Origin of the sequence: Candidatus Palauibacter sp. (assembly GCF_965197445.1) — a bacterium.
Lineage (GTDB): Bacteria > Gemmatimonadota > Gemmatimonadetes > Palauibacterales > Palauibacteraceae > Palauibacter.
In genome coordinates this window covers 882,609-905,992 of record NZ_CBDANE010000005.1, presented here as the reverse complement: position 1 = coordinate 905,992, position 23,384 = coordinate 882,609, and the positions used below count along the sequence as shown (strand labels likewise).

14 protein-coding genes and 3 tRNA genes are annotated in these 23,384 nt (G+C 67.7%); 3 read left to right on the top strand and 14 right to left on the bottom strand.

What is annotated here, in order from left to right; all coding sequences use genetic code 11:
* Positions 1-59 precede the first annotated feature (59 nt).
* Genes ACN9M6_RS11285 through ACN9M6_RS11275 form a run of 3 tightly spaced genes read right to left on the bottom strand, consistent with a single transcriptional unit; the run spans position 60 to position 5,499 of the window.
* The gene (locus ACN9M6_RS11285; protein ID WP_419163005.1) at positions 60-1,106 is read right to left on the bottom strand and encodes an alcohol dehydrogenase; all 1,047 of its coding nucleotides are present in this window, start codon (positions 1,104-1,106) and stop codon (positions 60-62) included.
* A complete protein-coding gene (locus ACN9M6_RS11280; protein WP_419163004.1) occupies positions 1,103-2,257 on the bottom strand; it encodes a DegT/DnrJ/EryC1/StrS family aminotransferase in 1,155 nt (384 codons plus the stop codon). Before ACN9M6_RS11280 ends, ACN9M6_RS11285 begins: the two co-directional genes overlap by 4 nt.
* Positions 2,258-2,286: 29 nt before the next feature.
* Entirely contained in the window at positions 2,287-5,499 is a 3,213-nt protein-coding gene (locus ACN9M6_RS11275) for a WD40/YVTN/BNR-like repeat-containing protein (RefSeq protein WP_419163003.1), read from the bottom strand.
* A gap of 115 nt (positions 5,500-5,614) precedes the next feature.
* Here ACN9M6_RS11275 and ACN9M6_RS11270 point away from each other — a divergent pair, with 115 nt between their 5' ends.
* The gene (locus ACN9M6_RS11270) at positions 5,615-6,442 is read left to right on the top strand and encodes an ABC transporter six-transmembrane domain-containing protein (protein WP_419163002.1); all 828 of its coding nucleotides are present in this window, start codon (positions 5,615-5,617) and stop codon (positions 6,440-6,442) included.
* A gap of 9 nt (positions 6,443-6,451) precedes the next feature.
* Here ACN9M6_RS11270 and ACN9M6_RS11265 read toward each other — a convergent pair whose 3' ends face one another.
* The 6 genes from ACN9M6_RS11265 to ACN9M6_RS11240 form a co-directional block, all read right to left on the bottom strand.
* Positions 6,452-7,870 carry an amidohydrolase family protein gene (locus tag ACN9M6_RS11265; protein WP_419163001.1) on the bottom strand — a complete coding sequence of 473 codons (1,419 nt, stop codon included), beginning with the start codon at positions 7,868-7,870 and terminating at the stop codon, positions 6,452-6,454.
* 11 nt (positions 7,871-7,881) lie between these two features.
* Positions 7,882-9,084 carry a DUF819 domain-containing protein gene (locus tag ACN9M6_RS11260; protein WP_419163000.1) on the bottom strand — a complete coding sequence of 401 codons (1,203 nt, stop codon included), beginning with the start codon at positions 9,082-9,084 and terminating at the stop codon, positions 7,882-7,884.
* A gap of 45 nt (positions 9,085-9,129) precedes the next feature.
* Positions 9,130-9,939: a pyrroline-5-carboxylate reductase gene (gene proC / locus ACN9M6_RS11255; protein WP_419163748.1), complete on the bottom strand. Its 810-nt coding sequence runs from the start codon at positions 9,937-9,939 to the stop codon at positions 9,130-9,132.
* Positions 9,940-9,944: 5 nt separating this feature from the next.
* A complete protein-coding gene (locus tag ACN9M6_RS11250; RefSeq protein WP_419162999.1) occupies positions 9,945-11,561 on the bottom strand; it encodes an amidohydrolase in 1,617 nt (538 codons plus the stop codon).
* A 257-nt stretch (positions 11,562-11,818) separates the two neighbouring features.
* Entirely contained in the window at positions 11,819-11,947 is a 129-nt protein-coding gene (locus ACN9M6_RS11245) for a hypothetical protein (RefSeq protein WP_419162998.1), read from the bottom strand.
* A gap of 49 nt (positions 11,948-11,996) precedes the next feature.
* Positions 11,997-12,941 (bottom strand): LysR substrate-binding domain-containing protein, encoded by a 945-nt coding sequence (locus ACN9M6_RS11240; protein WP_419162997.1) that lies wholly within the window; start codon positions 12,939-12,941, stop codon positions 11,997-11,999.
* Between the two features lie 340 nt (positions 12,942-13,281).
* Between ACN9M6_RS11240 and ACN9M6_RS11235 the strand changes: the two genes are divergently transcribed.
* Together ACN9M6_RS11235 and ACN9M6_RS11230 are read left to right on the top strand one after the other, a co-directional pair.
* On the top strand, positions 13,282-13,833 hold the full coding sequence (locus ACN9M6_RS11235) for an RNA polymerase sigma factor (RefSeq protein ID WP_419162996.1): 552 nt from the start codon (positions 13,282-13,284) through the stop codon (positions 13,831-13,833).
* A gap of 579 nt (positions 13,834-14,412) precedes the next feature.
* Complete coding sequence (locus tag ACN9M6_RS11230; RefSeq protein ID WP_419162995.1) at positions 14,413-19,536, top strand: Calx-beta domain-containing protein; 5,124 nt, start codon at positions 14,413-14,415, stop codon at positions 19,534-19,536.
* Between the two features lies 1 nt (position 19,537).
* On the opposite strand, the gene ACN9M6_RS11225 is transcribed toward ACN9M6_RS11230, so the two are convergent.
* The 5 genes from ACN9M6_RS11225 to ACN9M6_RS11205 all read right to left on the bottom strand — a co-directional run bounded on the left by ACN9M6_RS11225 (position 19,538) and on the right by ACN9M6_RS11205 (position 23,369).
* Positions 19,538-19,674, bottom strand: a tRNA-Ser gene (locus ACN9M6_RS11225).
* 56 nt (positions 19,675-19,730) lie between these two features.
* Positions 19,731-20,996, bottom strand: coding sequence for a beta-ketoacyl-ACP synthase II (gene fabF, locus ACN9M6_RS11220; protein WP_419162994.1), 1,266 nt, complete (start codon positions 20,994-20,996; stop codon positions 19,731-19,733).
* 271 nt (positions 20,997-21,267) lie between these two features.
* Positions 21,268-21,351 (bottom strand) — tRNA-Ser (locus tag ACN9M6_RS11215).
* A gap of 66 nt (positions 21,352-21,417) precedes the next feature.
* Positions 21,418-22,662: a 6-bladed beta-propeller gene (locus ACN9M6_RS11210; RefSeq protein WP_419162993.1), complete on the bottom strand. Its 1,245-nt coding sequence runs from the start codon at positions 22,660-22,662 to the stop codon at positions 21,418-21,420.
* A 634-nt stretch (positions 22,663-23,296) separates the two neighbouring features.
* Positions 23,297-23,369 (bottom strand) — tRNA-Gly (locus tag ACN9M6_RS11205).
* Positions 23,370-23,384 lie beyond the last annotated feature (15 nt).

Here is a 23,384-nt window from a genome sequence, read left to right as displayed (position 1 = left end):
GAATATATTCGGCTGTTGGGGCCGGAGGACGGCAGTAGTTTACCGCTCGGGAACGCGAATCAGTTCGTGAGGACCACCCTCCCCACCACCCGACCCGCCTCGAGGTCGCGCAGGCTCGACTCCGCCTCTTCCATGGGCCGCGTCGTGTAGGGGATCGGGTCGACCCGACCGGAGCGGACGAGTTCCATCAACTCCCCCATCTCCTTCAGGCTCCCGAGGTCGGACCCCTGGACCGCGAGATCCTTGAGCACGAGCAGGGGGAGGGGCACGGAGAGGGAGCCGCCGAGCAGCCCCACCACCACGAGTCCGCCGCTCTTGGCGACGGTCCGAAAGCCGAGCCCGGCGGACGCCGTGGAGCCGGCGAAGTCGACCACCGCGGCGCAGCCGCCGTTCGTGAGCCGCTTGAGCTGCCGGGCCGCGTCGTCCTGCCGCGCGTCGACGACGTGCGCGGCGCCCGCCCCCCGGGCCGCATCCAGCTTCGCGTCGTCGACCTCGACCACGATCAGGTCGGCGTCGAACAGCGCCCTCGCGAGCTGGATGCCGGCGAAGCCGACCCCGCCCGCGCCCACGATGACGAGCTGATCCTCGAGCCAGCGCTCGGCCTTCCTGAGCGCGCTGTAGGCGGTGAGGCCGGAGCACGCGTAGGTGCAGGCCAGCTCGGCCGGGGCGTCGCCATAGTCGAACAGGTAGCGCGGATGCGGGACGATCACATGGTCGGCGAACCCCCCGTCGAGGTGCGTGCCGAGGGCGCGGGGGCGGTTGCACAGGTGTTCCCGCGCGCTCGAGCAGAAGCCGCACGCGCCGCACCCGATCCAGGGGAAGACGACGCGGCGGTCGCCAATGGAGACGCCGTCCGCCTCCGGTCCGGCGGCGGCAACCGTGCCCACGATTTCATGCCCGAGCGTGAACGGAAGGTCGCGCACCGCCCGGACATCCAGCTTCCGGCCGCCGCCCATCTCGAAGTAGCCTTCCCACAGGTGTACGTCGCTGTGGCAGACGCCGCAGGCGTGGATGCGGACGAGCACTTCGGTGCCCGTCGGTGCCGGGGTCGGCGCCTCGGCCAACTCGAGCGGCGCGCCGTAGGCGCCGAACTGGTAGCTCTTCATCGGTTCTCTCCGCCTGGGGCTGCCGCCAGGATCTTCGCGAACGCGTCCACGACATCCCGCATCTGGGCGGCGCCGGCGAGCATCACTTCCTGCTTGATCCAGATCGTCGCGCGGCACAGCGCCTCGCATACGGGCAGACCCCGCTGCAGCGGAGTCGTGTAGCCGGGGTGTGCCGGGATCCCCTCCGCCCGCAGCGCCTCGATCACCCAGCCTTTGTCCGCCCGGACTCGCGACTCGTCGAGCCGGACCATGAAGACGTGGCACCCGTGCGCCGTGATCCGCTCGTCGGGATCCGGCACCCGCACGCCGTCCAACTCGCCCAGCCCCGCGGCCAGCGTGTCCATGGCCTGCCGGCGGATGGCCTGCTCGGCGGGCAGGCGTTCCAGCCCGCACAGCAGCAGGGCCGCCTGGAACTCGGTCATCCGCAGGTTGAGGCCGTCGGCTGCGTACGCGTGCGGCGGGCCCTCCGGCTCGCGGCCGCAGTCGTGCCACGACCATGCCCGCCGGTACAGCGCTTCGTCGTCGGTAAGGACCATCCCGCCCTCGCCGGCGGTCAGGTTCTTGCTCGACTGGAAGCTGAACGCGCCCGCCTGGCCCAGCGTGCCGACTCCGCGGCCGCGCCAGCCGGCGAGCCACGCCTGCGCGGCATCCTCGACGACCCGGAGGCCATGCCGGGCGGCGATCTCGTTCACGCGGTCCATGTCGGCCGGACGCCCGCCGATATGAACGGGCAGGATCGCCGTCGTGCGTTCGGTGATCGCGGCCTCGATCAGCTCCGGGTCCAGGTTGTGCGTACCCGGTTCCACGTCGACGAAGACCGGGACGGCGCCCATGGCCCGGGCGGCGTGGGCCGTCGCCACGAAGCTGTACGGGCTCGTGATGACCTCGTCGCCGGGCCGCACTCCCGCGGCGATGAGCCCGAGCTGGATTGCCACCGTCCCGTTACAGCACGCGACCGCGTACCGGGCTCCGTGCAGCGCGGCGAAGCGCTCCTCCAGCTCGGGCACTGCCCGGCCGCCCCTGCCCCAGCGCCCCGACTCGAGCACCTCGAGCAGAGCGCGTCGCTCAGCCGCGCCCCAGCGCGGCCACGATGGCCAGGGGGCGGTGCGGACCGGGGGACCGCCTTCGATCGCCAGCCCTCCGGCGGCCACGCGCGCTCTCCTCTTTCGCGCTACGGCCGCTACGAGACGGCGCGCGGGCGGTTCCGTGTGATGACGGCCGGGACGCCCGATTCCCGCGCAAGCTGGTTGAACGCGTCGAGCATGTCGCCAAGCACCCGCGACAGTGCCGCCTCCTCCACCACCCATTCCGCCTGAAGGTCGCGCCACCGCTCGAGCACTCCCATGCGCGGCGGCAGATCGGAGCCATCGACCTCTCCGATGAGCGAGGTCAGCTGCATGTTCAGCAGCCCCTCGTAAGCGACCATGTCCTGCTGCGCCGCCCGCCGCTTCTGGAACAGGCGGTCCTCCAGCGCCGTGATCGAGTCCGCTAGCATCGTTCCCGCAGTCTCGAGCGCTTCCGCGCCGGCGAGTCCGGCCTCCGCCGCCTGCGCTACGACCCCGTCGACCTGGGAACGGACATCCCGAACGTCGTTCACGCCGCCGTGGAGCGCCACGACCACTCCGAAGACCGACTCGAGGAAACGCCCGTTGGCCGCGAAGTCGGTCTGCTCCGCGGGGATTCTCGGATCCCCCCGTACGTCGAACGACCGCGTCTGCGCCGGTCCCTCTCCGACGGTCAGGCGCGCGCTGTATCGCCCGGGCATCACGCGGTACCCCTGCGCGTCCCCGAAGAAGGCATAGGACTCCGTGATCCGGGGCCCGCTCTCCACGCGCAGATCCCAGAACAGGCGGTTGTGCCCCGGCGCGGCGGGGGCACGGTCGTGCCGGATCCCGTCGGCGGTCATCGTCGTGTCCGTCGAGAAGGTGCGAATCACCGCGCCGGCCGCGTCGAGGATCTCGAGTGACAGCAGCTCATCCTCGAGCGCCTCTCCTACGACGTAGTCGATGGCGACCCCGGTCGCCTTGTTCTGTCCCGAGGTGGTCGGCCCGACCGGTCCTCCCAATCCCTGGTTCACGCGGTATGCCGTCGATGGCGTGTACAGGTGGTCGTCCTCCGCCGCCTCGGCTTCGGCCCGCTGTCGCAGCGCAGAGAGGTCGTCGAGCACCCAGAACCCGCGTCCCTGCGTCGCCGCGGCGAGGTCCCCCGCCTGCACGCGCAGATCGGTGATCGCGGTCAGGGGCATGTTCAGATCCAGGCTCCGCCACGAGGCCCCGTCGTCGAAGCTCACGTACATCCCGAGTTCCGTGCCCGCGTAGAGCAGCCCCCGCCGCTCGGGGTCCTCCCGCACCACCCGCGCCCACGCGTCGGCCTGGTTCGCGGTGATTCCCGCGTCGATGCGCTCCCAGTTCTCGCCGTAGTCCGTCGTCCTGTAAATGTAGGGCGTGAAGTCGTCGAACTTGTAGCGGCTGAGCGTGATGTAGGCGCCGCCGGGTTCGTGCGGCGAAGGGTCGAGCGAGTTCACCAGACCCTCCGGCATCCCGGCGGGCGTGACATCGGTCCAGGTCGCCCCGTCGTCCCGCGTGACGTGGACCAGCCCATCGTCGGCCCCGACCCACATCGTCCCGGCCTCCAGCGGGGACTCGGCGATGGTGAAGATCGTGTTGTAGACCTCCCCGCCCGCCGCCTCGTTCGTGAACGGCCCCCCGGCCGCGACGTGCCGCGCGGGCTCGTTGCGGGTGAGGTCGGGGGAGATCTCCTCCCACGTCACCCCCCGGTCGCTCGACCGCAGCAGGTGCTGCGCGCCGTGGTAGATCACGCGCGGGTCGTGTGGTGACACCACGACGGGCCCGTTCCAGTTCCAGCGGTAGCGCATGTCCTCGGCGTCCATGCCGAGTTGGAACTGCGGGTACGCCTGCACGCTGCGCGAGGACCACAGTTCGGTGTCCAGCTCGCCGATCATCCCCTGAATCGAGGTCGCGTAGAGGAAGCGCGGGTTGTCGGGGTCGAACGCGACCCAGGCCGATTCCCCGCCGCCCGCGTCGAACCAGTCCTTCCAGCCCAGCCCGCCGGAGTGCGTCGCCCAGCCCAGCATCGCCACGCTCGTGTTGTCCTGCTGGCCGCCGTACAACCGGTACGGGAACTGGTTGTCCACCGTGAGCCGGTAGATCTGGGCCGTAGGCTGGTTCTCCTGCGTGGACCAGGTCTCTCCCCCATTGAATGTGATCGTTCCTCCCCCGTCGTTGGCGGAGAGCATGACCTCGTTGTCGAACGGATTGATCCACAGGTCGTGGTGGTCCACATGCGGCGTTTGAATCGTCTCCCAGGTGCGCCCGCCGTCGATCGACCTGAGGAAGGGCGAGTTCATCACATAGACAGTCTCACGATCCTGCGGGTCGGCGTAGATCTCGATGTAGTACCAGGCCCGGCCGCGCAGCTCACGCTCCGAACTCATCAGCGCCCACGTCTTGCCGGCATCGTCAGACCGGTACACCCCGTCTACGTCCTCGTCGGCCTCGATCAGGGCCCACAGCCGGTCGGGGTCCGCCGGAGACACATCGATCGCCGTCTTCCCCATCATCTCGGGAAGGCCCTGGTTGATCTCCTCCCACGTATCCCCGCCGTCCGTCGACTTCCAGAAGCCGGAACCGGGGCCGCCGCTCCGGATGTACCAGGGCTCCCGGTCGTGGTCCCACATCGAGGCGTAGAGGATGCGCGGGTTGGTCCGGTCCATGGCGAGATCCGAGGCGCCGGTGTTCTCGTCCACGTGGAGCGCGAGTTCCCAGTTCTCCCCGCCGTCCCTCGACCGGTAGATGCCGCGCTCCGGGGTGGGGGCGAAGGGAGAACCCTGCGCCGCGACGTAAACGAGATCCGGATCGTCAGGGTGAATCCGGATGCGTGAGATGGCTCGCGTCGGGGCGAGCCCCAGATGCGTCCATGTGCGGCCCGCGTCGGTGGAGCGGTAGACCCCATCTCCGTGCGAGGTCGTGACGCCGCGGATCGAGTGCTCGCCCATCCCGGCGTAGACCACGTTCGGGTCGGACTCGGAGACGGCCACGGCGCCCACGGAAGAGGTGGCGACGAAACCGTCCGTGACGTTGCGCCAGCTGATGCCGCCGTCGGCGGTCTTCCACACGCCGCCGCCGGCCGTGCCCATGTAGTAGGTGAGCCGGTCGTCGGGCACACCGGCCGCGGCGACAGCCCGCCCGCCGCGGAAGGGGCCGACGTTCCGCCACCGCATCGACTTGTAGAGCGAGGTCTCGTCGTCACCGTCCGTCGCCTGCCGGGCGAGAGCGACGGTGCGCGCCTCCCCCGCTTGCGGCACAAGGATCAGCGCCAGAAGCAGCAACCACGCGCTTTGCGCAACACCTGTTCTCACTTCGATCGACCACATGGGAGCGGACCTCCGAGTTGGGATGTCGGCACCGGCGCCGACCCGTTTCATATTGGGCGCGAAGAATAAGCCGTGCCGCGGCGCTGCCGACAGAAGCCCCAACCCCCGGGATCCCATGGACGTACTCCTGAAGCGCTTCGCCGGACGTCTCGCCCTCACCTTCTCGTTGGTCGTGCTGGAGGCCGCGGGCTGGATCCTCTTTCCACTCGTCATCGGGAGAGCCATCGACAGCGTTCTCTCGGACTCGGCCCGGGGCCTCTACGAGCTTGCCGGGCTCGGCATCATGACGATCGTAATCGCGATCGTCCGGCGTCTCGTCGACAGCCGCGCATACGCACGGATCTACATCAGGCTCGGCGAGGAGATGGTGGCCCGGGACGAGGAGAGCGACACGTCCACCCGAACGGCTCGGCTCGGGATGCTCCGGGAGATTGTCGAGTTCTTCGAGAACTCTCTTCCCTCGCTGATCAACGCCGTGCTGGGGCTGGCCGGCACGATACTGATTCTGTCGGCGCTCAACTTCCCGGTCTTCGTGGCGTGTCTCGTGGTCGCCTGCGCCACAGTGACCCTCTACTCCCTTACTGGAAAGCTGACGATGCGCTACAACGAGGGGCTCAACGACCAGTACGAGCGGCAGGTCGATGCCGTCCACAGCGGCGATCCCCGGCGACTGCGCGAGCACCTGCGCGCAATGATGCGCTGGAACATCAGACTTTCCGACCTCGAAGCCGCGAACTTCGGGATCAACTGGGTGTTCATGATCTGCCTGCTGGTCTTCGCGGTGGGAGCCGCCGCCGAGCAGACGCTGGAGTACGGCGTAGTGTTCGCCGTTGTCATGTACGTGTTCCAGTTCGTGGAATCGATGATGGGGATCCCCTTCTACTACCAGGAGTGGCTGCGGCTGCGTGAGATCTCGGGCCGGCTGGCGGGGGCCACGGACTAGCAGCCCGTGCTAGTCGCGACGGATCGCCTGGCCAGGGAACACAGTCTCGACGAGTTCGGCGTCCCGGACGACGAACGTCCCTCCGACGATCACGTGTTCGATCCCCGATGAAGGCTGAGTGGGCGCCTCGAAGGTCGCGTTGTCGATCACGGTATCGGGGTCGAACACCGTGATGTCGGCGTCCGCCCCGACCCGTATCCGGCCCTTGTCGGCCATCTGCGGGACGTAGGCCTCGAGCCGCCGGGCCGGCATCAGCGTCATCTTGGAGAGCGCGTCCATCAGGCTGAGCAGGCCCTGCTCGCGGACGTAGCGCCCGAGGACGCGAGCGAACGTACCGGCCCCGCGCGGGTGTCCGCGACCATCCACGAACGGGACCCCGTCGCTCGCGACCATGACCATGGGGTGGGCGAGCGCCAACTCGAACATCTCCTGCGGGATGATGTGGGCGATGATCCGTCCGCCCTCGGCCCGGCGCTGGTTGAACGTCTCTTCCGTGAGCCGCGCTCCGGTCGCGCCCCATTCGATGTCGCCGTAGTCGGAGCCGAAGCGCTCCCGCCAGCCGGGGTCGAAGATCGCGGCGCGGATGTCGGTGGAGGCGGCTGTGTAGGGATAGACTTCGGTCGTGACATCGAGCCCGCGCTCATGCGCCCCCTCGATCATCGAGAGAAGCGACGGCACCTGGTGCAGACCGCTCGATCCGAGGTGAACGATGTGCACGCTCGCGCCGCTCCCGGCCGCGTTCGCGATCATCTCGTGGACGGCCTCGATCGAACTGCCGGGTTCCACGACCCCCGCGTACCGGATGTGGACGAAGTTGGTCACGCCCTCCTCCGCCGCGAGCTTGAACAGCCGGTGGATCTCCTCGCGCCGGGCGCCGGGAGTGTACTGGATGCCGTAGCCGATCCCGAGCGCCCCGCGTCCCAGCTCGTCCCGCAACCGGTTCTCCATCACCGCGACCTGCTCGAGATCGGCCGCCAGTCGGACTGCCTCCTCGCGCCCTCCCAGGGCGAGGCGGCGGGCGGCCCCGTGCGAGGCGGTGGCGCCGTAGTGGATGACGGCCTTCCCTTCCCGGCTCCCGTACCACTCCTCCACGTCCCCCGTGCCACCCTCCAGTTCGAGCGCGGTCGTCACCCCGTCCCGCGCCTGCAGCTGGCTCGAGTAGAGGTCCTGGCCGTGCGCGTGCAGGTCAATGAAGCCGGGTGCCACCACGAGTCCGGCCACATCGACCACGGTCGCGCCGTCGAGCGGGGACTCGGAGATCGCCGCGATCGTCCCGTCGCGGATCCCGACGTGGCGGACCGCCTCGAGCCCGGACTCGGGGTCCATCACGCGGCCGCCGGAGAGGACGAGGTCGTAGCTCTGGGCCGTCGCCTCTGAACCTGTCGCGGCAAACACGGCCACGGCGGTGATCAGCGTTCGGTACCGCATGGCGAATCCCTTCATCCGATCAACCCCGGGAGCACACGTGCAACCAGCAATCCGAGGAACGTGCCGAGGGCGTTTCCCAGCGACCCGATCAATACGGCCGGAAGCACGAGATCACCGCGCCCAAGGCTTCGCGCCAGTGCCAGCGCGGAAGTTCCGCCGCCCACGTTGGCCTGGGAAGCCACGGCGGCGATATCCACATCGAGGCGGAGGAGTCGGGCCGCGCCAAAGGTGATGAGTCCGTGCACGACGACGATCGTGAGGGTGAACGCCAGGAGCGCGAGACCGAGGGGGCCGATGTCGGCCAGCGCCCGCACGTCACAATGTGCCCCGATCACGCACAGGAAGAGGTAGACGGAGAACAGGCCCAGCGTCCGGCTGCCGGCGAGGTCCGTGATGGCCCGAAACTGGGCGAGGATGAGCGCGATCACGGTGAGGATGAGGATGTCCGGGATCGGGACACCCAGTGAGACGGTCCAGGCCTCCAGTCGCTGCGACGCCCACAGCGTCCCGAACCCGATGGCCAGGACCAGGGCCAGATCGACCGGATGCACGCGCTCGGTGTCCTCCGTGATGCCGAGATCCGGAGCCCGGTCGCCGGAGCCCGGTACGGCATCGGCCAGCCCGCCCCAACTCCAGCCGGACTGCGGCCAGTGCGGCCGGAGCAAGCGAGGGATCGCGATCGTCGCGGCCATCCACACCGTCGTCATGATCGAGTCCACGGCGGACGCTCCGCCGAACAGCACGCCTTCGCGCATGACGTCGTACTCGAGCGCGACCGCGTTGAAGTTCACGCTCCCGCCGGTGTAAGTGCCCGTGAACATGCCGCCCAGCGGCCCGAACAGCGGGCCGATCCGCTCCGGTCCGTCCACGATCGCCATGCCGGCGATCACGCCCGCGACGGTCCCCAGCGACCCGATGAGGAAGAGGGTGATGATCGGCAGCCCGGCCCGGAGGATATCGCGCAGGTTGACCTTGAGGAGGAGCCACACGATGGCCAGCGGAGCGACCGTGCCGAAGATCGCGTCGTAGGCGGGGACCGGATCCACGTCGGTCGACGAGGTCGGGAGCAGGCCGAAGTTCGCGATGACCGCGGTGAAGATGATGACCATCAGCGCGGTGCCGCCGTGCCGCAGGAAGCTCCGCCGCACGAGCCATTCCGTGCCCGCGATCACGAGACACAGGACGGCGACGATGTACAGCGTCTGCGCGGTCACGGGGTTCGGGCGGGCGGGGTCTCGCGCCGGGCGCCGCGCGCGCGATCAGTCACCGGCATAGAGCGACTCCGCCTTCACGGCGGAGGTCGTGATCCCCTTGATGAAGGCGGAGGAGAAGCCCCGGTGCTCCATCTCGTTGAGGCCGGCGATCGTGCAACCGCGAGGCGTCGTCACGCTGTCGATCTCGCGCTCGGGGTGCCGTCCCTGGTCCCGCACGAGGGCCGCGGCGCCGAGCGCGGTCTGGGCCGCCATCTGCAGCGCCTCCTCGGGGTGGAAGCCGATCTCGATGCCGCCCTGGCAAGCGGCCCGGACCGCCCGCAGGAAGAAGGCCACGCCGCAGGCGCAGAGCGCCGTCGCGGGGACCATGTGCTCCTCATCCACCACGAGCGTGGCCCCCACGGCCGAGAACAGATCCGCCACTCGGTCGAGCGCCCCCGCGTGGGCCGGCTCCGCCGCGAGACAGGTCATCGATTCGCGCAGGGCGACCGCCGTGTTGGGCATCGCGCGCACGACCGCGACATCCGGCCCGACGTGTCGTCGGATCGCGGCGATCCCGGCCCCCGACACCACGGACACCAGCAGATGCCGCCCGGAGTCCAGGGCCGCGGCGATCTCCATCAGCACATCGTCCAGGTGTTGTGGCTGGACCGCGATGACGACCGTGTCGCACGCGGTCACGGCGGCCGCGTTGTCCGCCGACACCCGGAAGCCCCGCTCCGCGAGGTCGTCCAGCCGGTCGGTGTGTCTGCGAGTGACATGGATGTCCGCGGGCGCACGCGAGCCCGCGGCTACGAGTCCCTCGGCGATGGCGCGCCCGATGTTCCCCGCTCCGAGTATGGCGACGCCGTCCGCCACGGTCGTCAATGCGGATCCGGTTCACCCGAGGGGCGGAGCGTCGGGTACGTGATCCCCAGCTGTTCGAGATACGTGCCGTACTTCGTCTCGTCGAAATAGAACGGCTCCAGCAGCGGCCGGAACTGGGCCATGATGTCCGTGTTCAGGTCGGTCGGGGGAGGATCGTCCGCCGTGATGAACGGCTGATACTGCTGGTCCTTGCTCTGCACGTCCCGGAAGTACGTCCGGGCCTCCTCCACCAGATCGGGCTCCACGAACAGCTGAAGCGCGGTCCGCGCGAGCACCTTGGCGCCCGCCGTCGCCCCCTTGTGCGCGATCGGCGTGGCCATCGCGATCGCGTTCGACCAATGGTGTCCCTGGAGGCCCGGGATATTGGACGGGAAACGGAGCGTGACCGTCGGCACGGTCCAGCCGATGTCGCCGATGTCGTCCGAGCCACCGCTCCGCCGGTCGTTCTCTTCCTCGGGCGGAGCCCCGATCTCATCGAGTTCCGTATTCAGACCCGGCGTCGAGTCGTTCCCGACCTCGGCCTGCACGGCGCGCGCCAGCGCCTGGTCGTCTTCGCTCCACTCCGGGAGACCCACATGCTCGATGTGCTCCCACATCGCCTCGGCTACGACCTTGTTGAAGTGTCGCGGGGCAGCCGCGCCGCGCACCCGGTACGTCATCTCCGTGTCCGTCATCAGTGCCGCGCCCTCGGCGATGTTCTTCGCGATGTCGTAGTTCCGGAGGATGTCGTCGAAGTCCATCTCCCGGATGTAGTACCACACCGACGCGGTCTGCGGGACGACGTTCGGCTGGTCTCCACCATCGGGGATGATGTAGTGGGACCTCTGGTTGGGGTGGAGATGCTCACGCCGGAAGTTCCAGCCCACGTTCATCAGCTCCACCGCGTCGAGCGAACTGCGCGCCCGCCACGGGGAACCGGCGCTGTGCGCGGCCTCGCCCGCGAAGCTGAACTCCACGGACACGAGGCCGGTCCCGTTCGCCTGCCCCCAGCTCACGCCGAGGTTGTTGCCGACGTGCGTGAAAATCACGAGATCGATCTCGTCAAAGTAGCCATCGCGTACGAACCAGGCCTTGCTCGCGAGCTGCTCCTCCGCCACGCCGGGCCAGAGTACGAGCGTGCCTTCGATCCCCTCCTCCTCCATCACCTTCTGGAGGGCGAGCGCCGCCGTGACGTTGACCGCCTGCCCGGAGTTGTGCCCCTCCCCGTGTCCCGGAGCACCCGGCACGAGCGGATCGTGCCACGCCACGCCCGGCTTCTGGTTCGCCTTCGGAATCCCGTCGATGTCGCTGCCGAAGGAGATCACGGGCGAACCCGATCCCCAGCGCGCGAACCAGGCCGTGGGGATGCCCGCCGAGCCGCGCTCGACTTCCCACCCGTGCTCCTCGAGGATGCCCGTCACGTAGGCGGAGGTCTCGAACTCCTGCTGCCCCAGTTCGGAGAAGGAGAAGATCTTGTCCACCATGACCTGCGTGAGCTTCTCCATCGACGCGACCTCCGCCTGGACCCGGTCGAACGCATCCTGGGCCCCGAGCGAGGCGGGGAGCATCGCGGCAAAGCACACGGTAAACGTGGCAATCGCCTGCCTGAGTTCCGGAAGTTTGGCGTAACGCATACCTGACCTCTTCGTGAGTACTGGGAACCGGTCGCGCGGGCCCGCGTAGCGGTCGAGCGCGGCGCGAGGCGAATTGTCGCCCGGGGGCCGCGCAACCCGCAAGGCATTCGCACCAAAGCGGCATGCCTCCCGCCGTAGCCAACAGGCCCAGGAACCCGGCTCCGGGCAGGACGACGCGGCAGCTGGGGGAGGCAATGACGCGTGAAGGTCGGTCTCGGCGCGATGCGCGTAGATCAGGACGTTCGTATCGACGGCGATCACGGGCGATCCAGAACGTCGTAGAGCGCCTCTCGATCGGAGATGTCGACGTTTGGCGGGGCCTCCCCGCGCACCGTCGTGAGTTCGAGCTTGAAGGCCCGATCCCTGCGGCTCTCGTCCATGTCCACCTGCCCCCCGACCCAGGGGCGATAGCGGAGAAGCCGCCAGGTGTAGCTGCTAAGGCGTTGTTCGGACGGGGCCGGCGACGGTGCGGGCTGCGGTTTCGGCTTCCCCCAGGACCCATTTGCGGAACGCCTGGACTTCGGGCCTGCGCCGGGAAGCCGCGGTGGTGATGAGACAGCAGCGTGCGGGCGCCTCGGCCTGCCGGTTGAAGATCGGGACCAGCGTTCTGCTCTCCAACTCGCGGGCGATCAGCATAGGGCGCCCGATGGCGGCTCCGATCCCGCTCACGGCGGCGTGGATCACCATGCTGTAGAGGCGGAAGCCGGAGGCCTGCGACAGGTCAGGCGTGACCTCTCCCTGGCGTGTGAACCAGTACGACCAGTCGGCATCCCATCCGAGATCGTAGAGCAGGGGCCAGTCGTGCAGGTCGGCGGGACGCCTGGGCTGTCCGCGCGCCGTGAGGAGGGCGGGACTGCAAACGGGAAGGAGTTGCTCCTCGTAGAGCGTCTCCTCCAGCAGCGTGTTCTCGCGTTGTGACAGCGGGCGCGCCGCCGCGGTCTCGTCGGTGTAGGCAAGCCAGCAATCGAAGCCGGACCGTTTCGGATCGACGCCGCGATGGTTCGTCTCAAGCTCGATGGCGATGTCGGGGTGAGCGACCCTGAAGGAGGGGAGTCTGGGCATCAGCCACGTCTCCGCCACCGCCTCGACCGAGACGATCCCGACCCGTGGCGGTTGCCGGCCGGTCCGTTGTGAGATGGCATGCACGTCGGCGAGGATGCGCTGCACGTCCTTCAGATAGGCCCGCCCGCGACGGTTAAGGCGCACGCTGCGCGCGCCGCGGTCGAACAGCTCGGCGTCCAGGTGCTTCTCCAGCGTCCGCACGCGGTGCGCGACGGCGGCCGGCGTGACGTCGAGTTCGTCTGCGGCGACGGTAAAGCTCTGATGGCGCGCCGCCGCTTCGAAGAATCGCAGGCTGTCGAGCGGCGGTAGTGGCAGCACGGGATCGCGAACCTCTAAGCAGTACGTCTATCAGAATGTTACGGCAGCATGGCTGCCGACGGCAAGCCCGTACGCGGCGCTGACTCCGGTCAGATGATTGCCGTACATATATTATCCGTACCACATAATATATGTATCGATCCCCGCTCGTTACCGTGACCCTGTCGAGTCATGGAGTCAACCGGCAAGGCAACGCGACCCTGTTCCAGCCATAGCGTAACTATATTAGGGCATTGAGATAAAATATTGTTCGTATTGCCGAGACATCTGTCTCCGGTTAGTTGCTCTTGCAGCCGGAAACCACACCGAAGGGGGAGCATGAAATCGAACATTTGACCTGGTGCCTCGAGTCGATAGCGTGATTACCGCCACTCAGGAGCGGCGATTGGCGCGCGGGGCGGCGCGCGGCGATCGCCGGGCGCTACGCGTCCTGTATGAGGAGTATTCGGAGCAACTGTTCGCCGTCGCATATCGTTTGACGGAGTCATCGGCCGAGGCTCAGGATGTACTGCACGATGTGTTTTGTCGGCTTCCCGCCGCTGTTCAAAGCTTCGATGGCAAAAGACCGCTCGGGCCCTGGCTCCGTGCCGTGACAGTTCGCGCGGCCCTCAAGCACCTCCGGTCGCCGCGCAGACGACGCGAGATCCCGATCGTTTCGATTCCGCACGAACGCAGGACCGGGGAATCACCGGAGCTCTCCGTCCTGGATTCGATCACGGCGGAACGCGCGCTGTCCTCGCTCCCGGAGGAGCTTCGGATCGTGGTCGTTCTCAAGGAGATAGAGGGGTACTCGCACGCTGAGATCGGCGAGCTTCTCCAGATATCACGTTCAACCTCTGAGGGGCGGTTGTACACGGCGCGCAAGCTGTTGCACTCCGAGCTATTGAGGTAGTAGGGAGATGTAGACCGCCGCACTTCTCGGAGGACGCGCGTTTGAAAATGTCACACCTCGGGGGAGGGCGGGGCGGAGGGGTGCGGCGGTCATGAGGCGGTCGCTCCAGGCGGGGAGACGTCGCGGGCGGCGCCGGGGTGGATGGCCTTGGAGAGATCGGCGTGGCGGCGCATGCGGAGGTCAATCGTCACAATGGTGGGGTGTCCAGGATCTGGGGGTCATGTCCGGACCACCCGGTACGAGTCGGTCAGCGAGATGCAGGCGGACCTGGACGCCCACATCGAGAGCTGCAACCGGAACCGCCCGCACCGCGGCCGCGGCATGGAGGCGCTGACGCCCTATCAGGTCTTCACCAAAGGGTACGTCGCCTCATTCTTGCACGCCTCCTGGACCGACCTCGGTGCGGGATCACCACCTTCGGGCCCTTCGGACTACCTCACCGTACCCGCCCGCATTATGCCATAGACATAAAAAAGATCGCATGTTGCTGCGGACACGGCCTTCGCCCTAAGTGTTTCCCGATTAGAAATCTCTCGGTTCGTAGGCAACTGATGACAGCAAAGGCGAAACCGCGCGACGATGAGCGCTTCAACGGGCCATTCATACCAGTGCGCCATGGCGGCCTTCTCCATCGCCTGTGCGCTCCTGTTCGGGTTGGCAACGGCCGCACACGCCCGGACGGAGACGCCGACGGCACCCAGCGGCGGCATCTGCGCCCGTACGGAGGCGGTGCGCGACGCCCTCGTCGCCCGGATCAGAGCCGCCCGCGACTGCACGCAGGTCACCGCCGCCCACTTGGCCAGGCTTAGGGGCCAACTCAGACTTGACGACAAGGGGATCAGCTCGCTGAAGGCCGGAGATTTCGCCGGCCTGCCGAAGCTGACGGAGATTTGGCTGAACAACAACCAGTTGACCAGCCTGCCATCGGATCTGTTCGACGGCCTGTCGGCGCTTGAGATCCTCCAACTGGGTGGGAACCAGCTCGACACCCTGCATTCGGACGTCTTCAACGGTCTGCCGGCGCTGTGGTTCCTCGATCTGAGCAACAACCACCTCACCAGCCTCTCGGCGGGAGCGTTCAACGGTCTGCCGGCGCTGGAGAAACTCGTACTGGGCGCGAATCCGTTGAGCACGCTGCCGGCGGAGGTGTTCGACGGCCTGCCGGCGCTGTGGTTCCTCGATCTGGAGGCGATCCAGTTGAGTTCTCTGCCGGCGGAGGTGTTCAACGGCCTGTCGGCGTTGGAGGAGCTCAATCTGGAGGCGAATCGGCTGAGCACCCTCCCGGCGGGGGTGTTCGGCGGATTGTCGTCTCTGACGGACCTCACGCTGATGGGAAACCAATTGAGCAGCCTGCCCGACGACGTGTTCGGCGGGCTGTCCTCGCTGACGACGCTGCGTCTCGACCAGAACCGGTTGAGCAGCCTGCCGGCGGACGTGTTCAATGGGTTGTCCTCGCTGGAGGAACTCACACTGATGGCAAACCAGTTGAGCAGCCTGCCGGCGGGCGTGTTCGACGGGCTGTCCTCGCTGTACTGGATCAGTCTGCCAAGTAACCAATTGGCCACCCTGCCGGACGGCGTGTTCGAGGGGCTTTCGGCGCTGGGAATCCTTGAAGTGCAAGACAACCCGGTGGATCCGATGGTCCTGACCGTTTCGCTGGAAAGAGTCGGGAACAACGGGTTCAAGGCCACGGTACCCGCGGGTGCGCCGTTCACGATGACGCTTCCGGTGAGCGTCGAGAACGGGAGCATCGACGGCGGGGCGACCACGCTCAGGATTCCCGTCGGCGCGGTGGAGAGCGGTACCGTGACCGTGACTCGCACAGCCGGCACGACGGCCGCCGTCACGGCGGACATCGGCCCGTCCTTGCCGCCGCTGCCGCCGCGCCATCTCGGCTACACGCTCGCCAGGGGCGGGGCCCCCGGTCTGCCCCTGGACGTTCTGCCCGAGCTGCCCCCGGCACTCTCGGTGGCGGACGCGCGGGCGACGGAGGGCGTGGACAGTGCGCTCGTCTTCGTGGTGACGCTGGACCGGTCGGCGTCCGGGGAGGTGACGGTGTCCTACGCAACGTCCGACGGGACGGCGGCGGCGGGCGAGGACTACGAGGCCGCGTCGGGGACCCTGTCGTTCGCGGCGGGCGAGACGGAGAAGACGGTCGAGGTGGCGGTGCTGGACGACGCGCACGACGAAGGTGAAGAGACCCTCGCGTTCGCCCTGAGCGGCGCGGCGGGCGCGGCGATCGCGGACGGGGAGGCGACGGGAACGGTGGCGCCCGCCCCCGGCATCTGCGCCCGCACGGAGGCGGTGCGCGACGCCCTCGTCGCCCGGATCGGGTCCGCCCGCGACTGCGCGCAGGTCACCGGCGCCCACTTGGCCGGGCTTAGGGGCCAACTCAGACTTGACGACAAGGGGATCAGCTCGCTGAAGGCCGGAGATTTCGCCGGCCTGCCGAAGCTGACGGAGATTTGGCTGAACAACAACCAGTTGACCAGCCTGCCATCGGATCTGTTCGACGGCCTGTCGGCGCTTGAGATCCTCCAACTGGGTGGGAACCAGCTCGACACCCTGCATTCGGACGTCTTCAACGGTCTGCCGGCGCTGTGGTTCCTCGATCTGAGCAACAACCACCTCACCAGCCTCTCGGCGGGAGCGTTCAACGGTCTGCCGGCGCTGGAGAAACTCGTACTGGGCGCGAATCCGTTGAGCACGCTGCCGGCGGAGGTGTTCGACGGCCTGCCGGCGCTGTGGTTCCTCGATCTGGAGGCGATCCAGTTGAGTTCTCTGCCGGCGGAGGTGTTCAACGGCCTGTCGGCGTTGGAGGAGCTCAATCTGGAGGCGAATCGGCTGAGCACCCTGCCGGCGGACGTGTTCGACGGATTGTCGTCTCTGACGGAACTCACGCTGATGGCAAACCAATTGAGCAGCCTGCCCGAAGACGTGTTCGACGGGCTGTCGTCGCTGACGACCCTGCGTCTCGACCAGAACCGGTTGAGCAGCCTGCCGGCGGACGTGTTCAATGGGTTGTCCTCTCTGGAGGAACTGTTTCTTCATACGAACCGGTTGACGTCGGCCGGCCTTCCCCCGGACGTGTTTGAGGGGCTTTCTTCGCTCTTCAGGTTGAATCTGCGAACCAACCGGTTGACGACTCTCCCGGACGGTCTGTTCGGCGGGCTGTCGGCCCTGACGACCCTCGAGCTGTACGGAAACTCGGCGGACCCCATGCTTGTGACTGTTTCCCTGGAACGAGTCGGGAACAACGGGTTCAAGGCCACGGCGCCCGCGGGCGCACCGTTCACAATGACGCTTCCGGTGAGCGTGACGAACGGGAGCATCGACGGCGGGGCGACCACGCTCAGGATTCCCGTCGGTGCGGTGCACAGCGGCGCCGTGACCGTGACCCGAACGGCCGGCGCGACGGCCGCCGTTACCGCGAACATCGGCACGTCCTTGCCGGCTCCGCCGACGGGCCATCTCGGCTACACGCTTGCCAGGGCCTCGGGTCTGCCTCTGGAAGTACTGCCTGAGCTGGTCTCGGCGCCGCGGATCGTCGGGGTGCCGCAGGTCGGCAACGTCCTTGAGGCATCGTTCGCGGAACCGCCGAGTGGCGCTTTGGCGTATCGGTGGCTGCGCGGATCGGAAGTGATCGCGGGAGCGACCGCGAGCGCCTATGTACCGACGGCGGCGGACGTGGGCGCGCGGCTCTCGGTGCGGGTTGAGCGTGGAGGTGACTCGATAACGAGCGCGGCAACAGCTCCGGTGTGGCCCGCACCCGCCAATCCGCCGCTCGCAGGCGGCGAGGAGGAGCTACTGTCGGCGACCGTAACACTGGGCTGGCGTCAGTTCCCCCTTTGGGTCGCGGGGTACGGCCGGGTGCGAGGCGAGTCGTTCGGAGAGATGGACATCACCTCCTTCGAGTACGGCGGCGCGACTTACGTAATCGATGCGTTCTTCGTGAATTCGCGCGGGCTGTTTGGGCTGGCGACGGGTTCGACGCTGCCCGACGCGTCGGGGCTGGTGGCGTACTGGAACGGATACCGTATTCCGGAGCTGGAAGCGCATGCGGGGAACGGGGGCACATCGCCACCGATGCTGGTGGGCCGCACGCCACAACCGAGTACTGAATATTCGCGCTACGCGGGCGGGGTGTCGGACGGCGTCCGGGTCGCGGTGTCGCTGCGCCGGGCCGGGCCGCCGGAGGAGTCACCGATGGCGACCGTGGCCGATGCGCGTGCGAGCGAGGGCGACGCGGTCGAGTTCACGGTGTCGCTGTCGGCGGCGAGCAGCCGGCAGGTGACGGTCCGGTACGCGACCTCGAGCGGCACGGCGGCGAGCGGGACGGACTTCACGGCGGCGGCGGGGACGGTGACGTTCGGGGCGGACGAGACGTCGAAGACGGTGAGCGTTGCGACGACGGACGATTCGGCGGATGAGGAGAACGAGACCTTCACGCTGACGTTGTCGAACCCGACGAATGCGACGCTGGGCGACGCGGCCGCGACGGGCACGATCGTCGATAACGACGATGAGTCGCCGCCGTTGACGGCGAGCTTCGAGGACATGCCGGCGTCTCACGACGGGGCAAACGCATTCACATTCGGGTTGACGTTCAGTGAGCATGTCCCGATCAGCTACAGGACGCTGCGCGACCATGGATTCGATGTCACGGGCGGCGCGGTGCGCAAAGCCGCACGCAAGCAGCGGGGAAGCAACCTTCGGTGGATGATCACGGTCCGGCCGGATTCGAGTGCCGCGGTGCAGATCGAGTTGCCGGAAACGACCGACTGCGATGCAAATGGCGCCATCTGCACCCGCGATGGCCGACCGCTGTCGCACTCGCTGTCGGTGACGGTCAATGGTCCGGCAGCGAGTTCGGCGACGGGCGATGCCCGCGTGGAGGCCGATGCCCGCGCCGGGGAAGACCGGGCCGCGCGCCTCTGCTCCGCGCTGGACATTGGAGAAGAGATGACCCGGGCATCATTGGTCTCAGCGTTGTGGGAGGACGGCGACCTGAACAGCGCTCAACTCACCGCCCTCGACAGTCTGGGCAACGGGAACGGAGGGTATGACCTCGGCGACCTGCTCGCCTGGACCGCCCGCTGCCGCGGGGGCGAAGCATCCGGGCCGGCCGCCGGCTCCGGACCGCCCTCCCCGCCCCCCGCACTGCCTTCGGCACGGCCGGAGGCAGGGCCCAGCCGCCGGCGAAAGGGCGCGCGCGGCCCTGCTCGCCGCCGCCGGCCGGCTCCGGACGGGCCCGCCGGCCCGCGCTCCGGGTGGCTGTCGGCGGCGCTTCTGGCTGCGGCGACCTCGGCCTGGGGCTGCGGTATCGGCGACGGCATCGCCGGGCCGCCGGACGACGACGCTCTCGATGGCGGGGCCAACGCGGCGGTCGTGGATCCCGGCCCTCTGTACGTCCGGTTGACGGCCCCGGCCGGTGCCCGAGACATCGGAGCCATGCTCGTCGTCGAGGGTCCGGCCATCGACTCGCTGCAGGCGCCGGGGCTCGAGATGTTCGAGAGGGACGCGTCCTCCTCGACACGGCGCGAGGTCGTCATCGCCGGTGCGCTGCCGGACGGGCCCGTATTGCGGGTCTGGGTGCCCCACCGGGAGGACCACGCCCGGTATCGCGTGAGGCTGCTGCAGGTGGCGGGCGAGGACTTCACGCTCAGGGACCTGACCGTGTACGGGACCGTGATCTCCCGCTGAGCGGAGGGGGTGGGATTGGGTCGCCTGCTCCGCAGGCTCCCCGAGCTCGCTCCCTTCGGTCGCTCGGTTCGAACCCACGCGGGCGTAAAGCCCGCCGGTTTTCAAGACCGGTGCATTCAGCCGCTCTGCCACCCCCCCGGGTGAGGCGCCGAGCTACTCTCGCGCGCCGCGAACCTGCCGGGCCGCCAATGCGCCTACTCGCCGTCCCAGCGGCGGATCGCAAGACAGGCGTTGTGTCCGCCGAAGGCGAAGGAGTTTGACAGCGCCACCGAGACGGACTGCTCCAGGGGGCCGCGGTGCGAGTACTCGAGATCGCACTCCGGATCGGCCTCCTCGAAGTTGATCGTCGGAGGAATCACACCGTGCTTGCAGACGAGCATGGAAATCACCGCCTCGATCGCTCCGGCCGCCCCGAGCGGGTGGCCCGTCATCGACTTCGTCGAGCCCGCCACGACCGATCGCGCGTGGTCGCCCAGCACGTCCTTTATGGCCTTCGTCTCGGCGGCGTCACCGGCGGGAGTCGAAGTACCGTTCGCGTTGACGTAGTCTATGTCGGCCGGGGTGAGCTCCCCGTCTTCGAGCGCCTGCCGCATGGCCAGACAGGCGCCGACTCCGTCCGGAGCGGGAGCCGTCATGTGGTACGCGTCCGCGCTCTGCCCGAAGCCTACGATCTCCCCCAGAACCTCCGCGCCGCGCGCCCTCGCGTGCTCCAGCTCCTCGAGCACTAGAATCGCGGACCCCTCCCCGAGCACGAAACCGTCCCGACGGGCGTCGAAGGGGCGGCAGGCACTCTCCGGATCGTCGTTGCGCGTCGACATCGATCCCATGGACGCGAAACCGGCGACCGCGAGCGGAGTGATAGCGGACTCGGTGCCCCCGGCGATCATCACATCGGTCTCTCCCCTCCTGATCGAGCGGAAGGCGAGTCCGAGCGAGTGGCCGCTGGAAGCGCAGGCCGATACGGTCGCGAAGTTCGGGCCCCGCGCCCCGTACAGGATGGACAGCAGTCCCGTCGTCATATCCGGGATGAACATCGGTATGAGGAGGGGGGAGATGGCGCGGGGTCCCCGCGACAGGAGCTTCCTGTGCTGGGCCTCCAGCAACGGGAGCCCCCCGATCCCCACGCCGACGATGACTCCCGTCCGGTCCGGGCGCAGGTGGGCGAACCCATTACTGAACCCCGCCTGTTCCATGGCCTGGGCCGCCGCGGCAATGGCGAACTGCAGGAACCGGTCCGCGCGGCGCGCTCCCTTCTTGTCCAGATAGTCGAGCGGATCGAAGTCCTTCACTTCACAGGCGAAGCGAACGGCCTGGTCGGACGCGTCGAACAGCGTGATCGGACCCGCGCCGCTCACGCCACGGAGAAGCGCGTCCCAGGTGGCGTCCGTGTCGAGGCCGATGGATGTGATCATTCCGACGCCGGTGATCGCGACACGCCTTTTCGCATCCGTGTGGATCAAGCTGATCGTCTCCAGCCACCCTGGTTTGGCTTCAAGACGGAAGGAGCCCGTCAGGCAATCGTGGGATCGACCTCGTTCCGCACCTCACCGCGTTGGGGGGAGATAATACTGTGAGGCGGAAGGCCTGACACGGCCCGCCGGGGACACGTGGGCTTTCGCCCTACTTCTAACGGAGGGGGTGGGATTGGCTTCACACGCTACGCGTGCTCGCCGAGCTCGTTCCCTTCGGTCGCTCGGTTCGAACCCACGTGGGCTTTCGCCCTACTTCTAACGGAGGGGGTGGGATTCGAACCCACGTGGGCGTAAGCCCGCCGGTTTTCAAGACCGGTGCATTCAGCCGCTCTGCCACCCCTCCGGGTGCGACCCCCGGGAAGACTGCGGGTGCCGCCACGCTTGATCAAGGTAACGGGGTAGCCCGTCCTCAGGTGCCGGATTCGAGAGTGATTCGGTATCGAACCACGCTTTGGATTCCCAGGTCGTCCCCGCTGACGGCCCACACGTAGTCGCCCTCGAAGACGGGCGAGGGGTTGGCGTAGAAGTCTTCGGGCGGATTCACGGCCCCCAGGTAGGCTCCGTTTGCTTCGAACACGTCGAACCGGAGAGGAGATCGCCACTCGACGGGCGTGGAGAATGGGTTGTCCGGGTCATGGTCCTCGTTCTCGACCTCTTGTGCCTCGGTTGAGACTCGCACCCATATCCGACCATCCCGGCCGGTGTAAAGCCCGGTGAAAGGTGGCTTCGTGTCCGGAATCGACGGTCGGTCCCACGTCCACCCCGGGAAGGTCATACCGATACCCCGCTCGGTCCTGGCGCGCTCATGATCCGCCTCGCGGGGGAAGACGCGAACGGGCTCAACGGCGCGCTCGATGCGGAGGACCCCTTCGGGCAACTCAAGGTCGATCCTGTAGTCCGACGAGATTCCGCTGACGAAGTGTCCGCTGGGGTGGACCGCCCAGATCGCACTTGGAGCAAAGGGTACTCCGTAGGTCACCCTGGCGCCGTCTCTTTCTTCGGTGACCGTTTCAGCTTCGAACTCCGCGTAGGGTGGTGCCACGGTGTCGCCGGGCGTTCCGTCAGAATCGAAGACGGCGAGGAGATCTCCGAAAGACACCCCCGGCCGAGAGAGGTCACGGGCCGCCACATACGTCCTGCCCTGATTGTCCGTCCACAGCCGATAGTTCGAATAGAAAGCCGGGATATACGGCCACTGCTCCGACGACTCCTCACCGGGGCCATAGACTTGCAGGCGCGTATTGCCCGGGTCACGAACGACCACTCGGCCATCAGGAAGCACGGCCATCGCCTCGGGCTGCTGCAACTCGCCGGGACCTTGTCCGGGCCCTCCCAAAGTTCGCATGTAGCCGCCCTCGGGGTCATATATGCGCACGTTCTGAGCCTGCTGATCGAAGACGTAGACGTTACGGTCGTCGTCCACCGCCACCGACGCAATACTGCCAAAGAGGTATTCGTCCGGCCCGTCCATCTCGCCGATCGAGAGTTCGGGAACCAGCGTCGCGTCGGCGCCCCACTGACTCCCTGACACAGTTCGGACGACGATGGTGTTTCCGATCGTGTCGGTCACCACTTCCGGGCCGCCCGCAACCTCCCTCCCGGTTCCGCACGCCACCCAGGTAACCGAGAGGGCCGCAAGCCACACCTTACGCATTGCGTCTCCTTTTCGCCCGCAGGGCGCGCTGGTGGTCCGGCGTCCCCGGCAATAGGCGCCGAAACCGTGTCAGCATGCGTCGCGTACGACCGAACACCACGCGGCGAGGAGGCTTTCGGGGGACTGACGCTTCCCGAACTCCCGCTGCGATGAACGTCAAACGTCATATGTAAGGTAAGGAGGCCGTCCATGACGAGCACCAGACTCAGCGTCGTGCGGATTGGAGCCGGGCTGCTGGCGGGGCTGGTCGCTATCACCGTGAAGGTCCCTGCCGTCGCGGCCCAGGAGGAGGCGCTCGTTGGCAGTTGGGAGGTCACGGCCGAGTCGAACATTCCGCCCTCGATCGCCATGATCTGGACCTTCGGAGCGGAGGAAGACGGTACGGTCAGTGGGACGTGGACGGGAGAGGCCGAAGGAGAAAGCCGTACTCAGGATGCGAGCGAAATCTGGGTCGACGGCGACGGCTTCGGCTTCAAGGTCCGTATCGTGGAGGATGGGCAGACCGGGGTGTTCACCTTTGAAGGGACGCTGTCCGGAAACGAAGTGGCCGGCACTTTCGATGTGAGCGTCGAAGGCATGCCGCAGATGATCACGGGCACCTTCTCCGGCGCCCGGGCCGACGGGGCTCTCTCAAAGCGGGCGACCGGTCTCGAACCGGCGACCTTCAGCTTGGGAAGCTGACGCTCTACCAACTGAGCTACGCCCGCGCGTTGTACATGTAG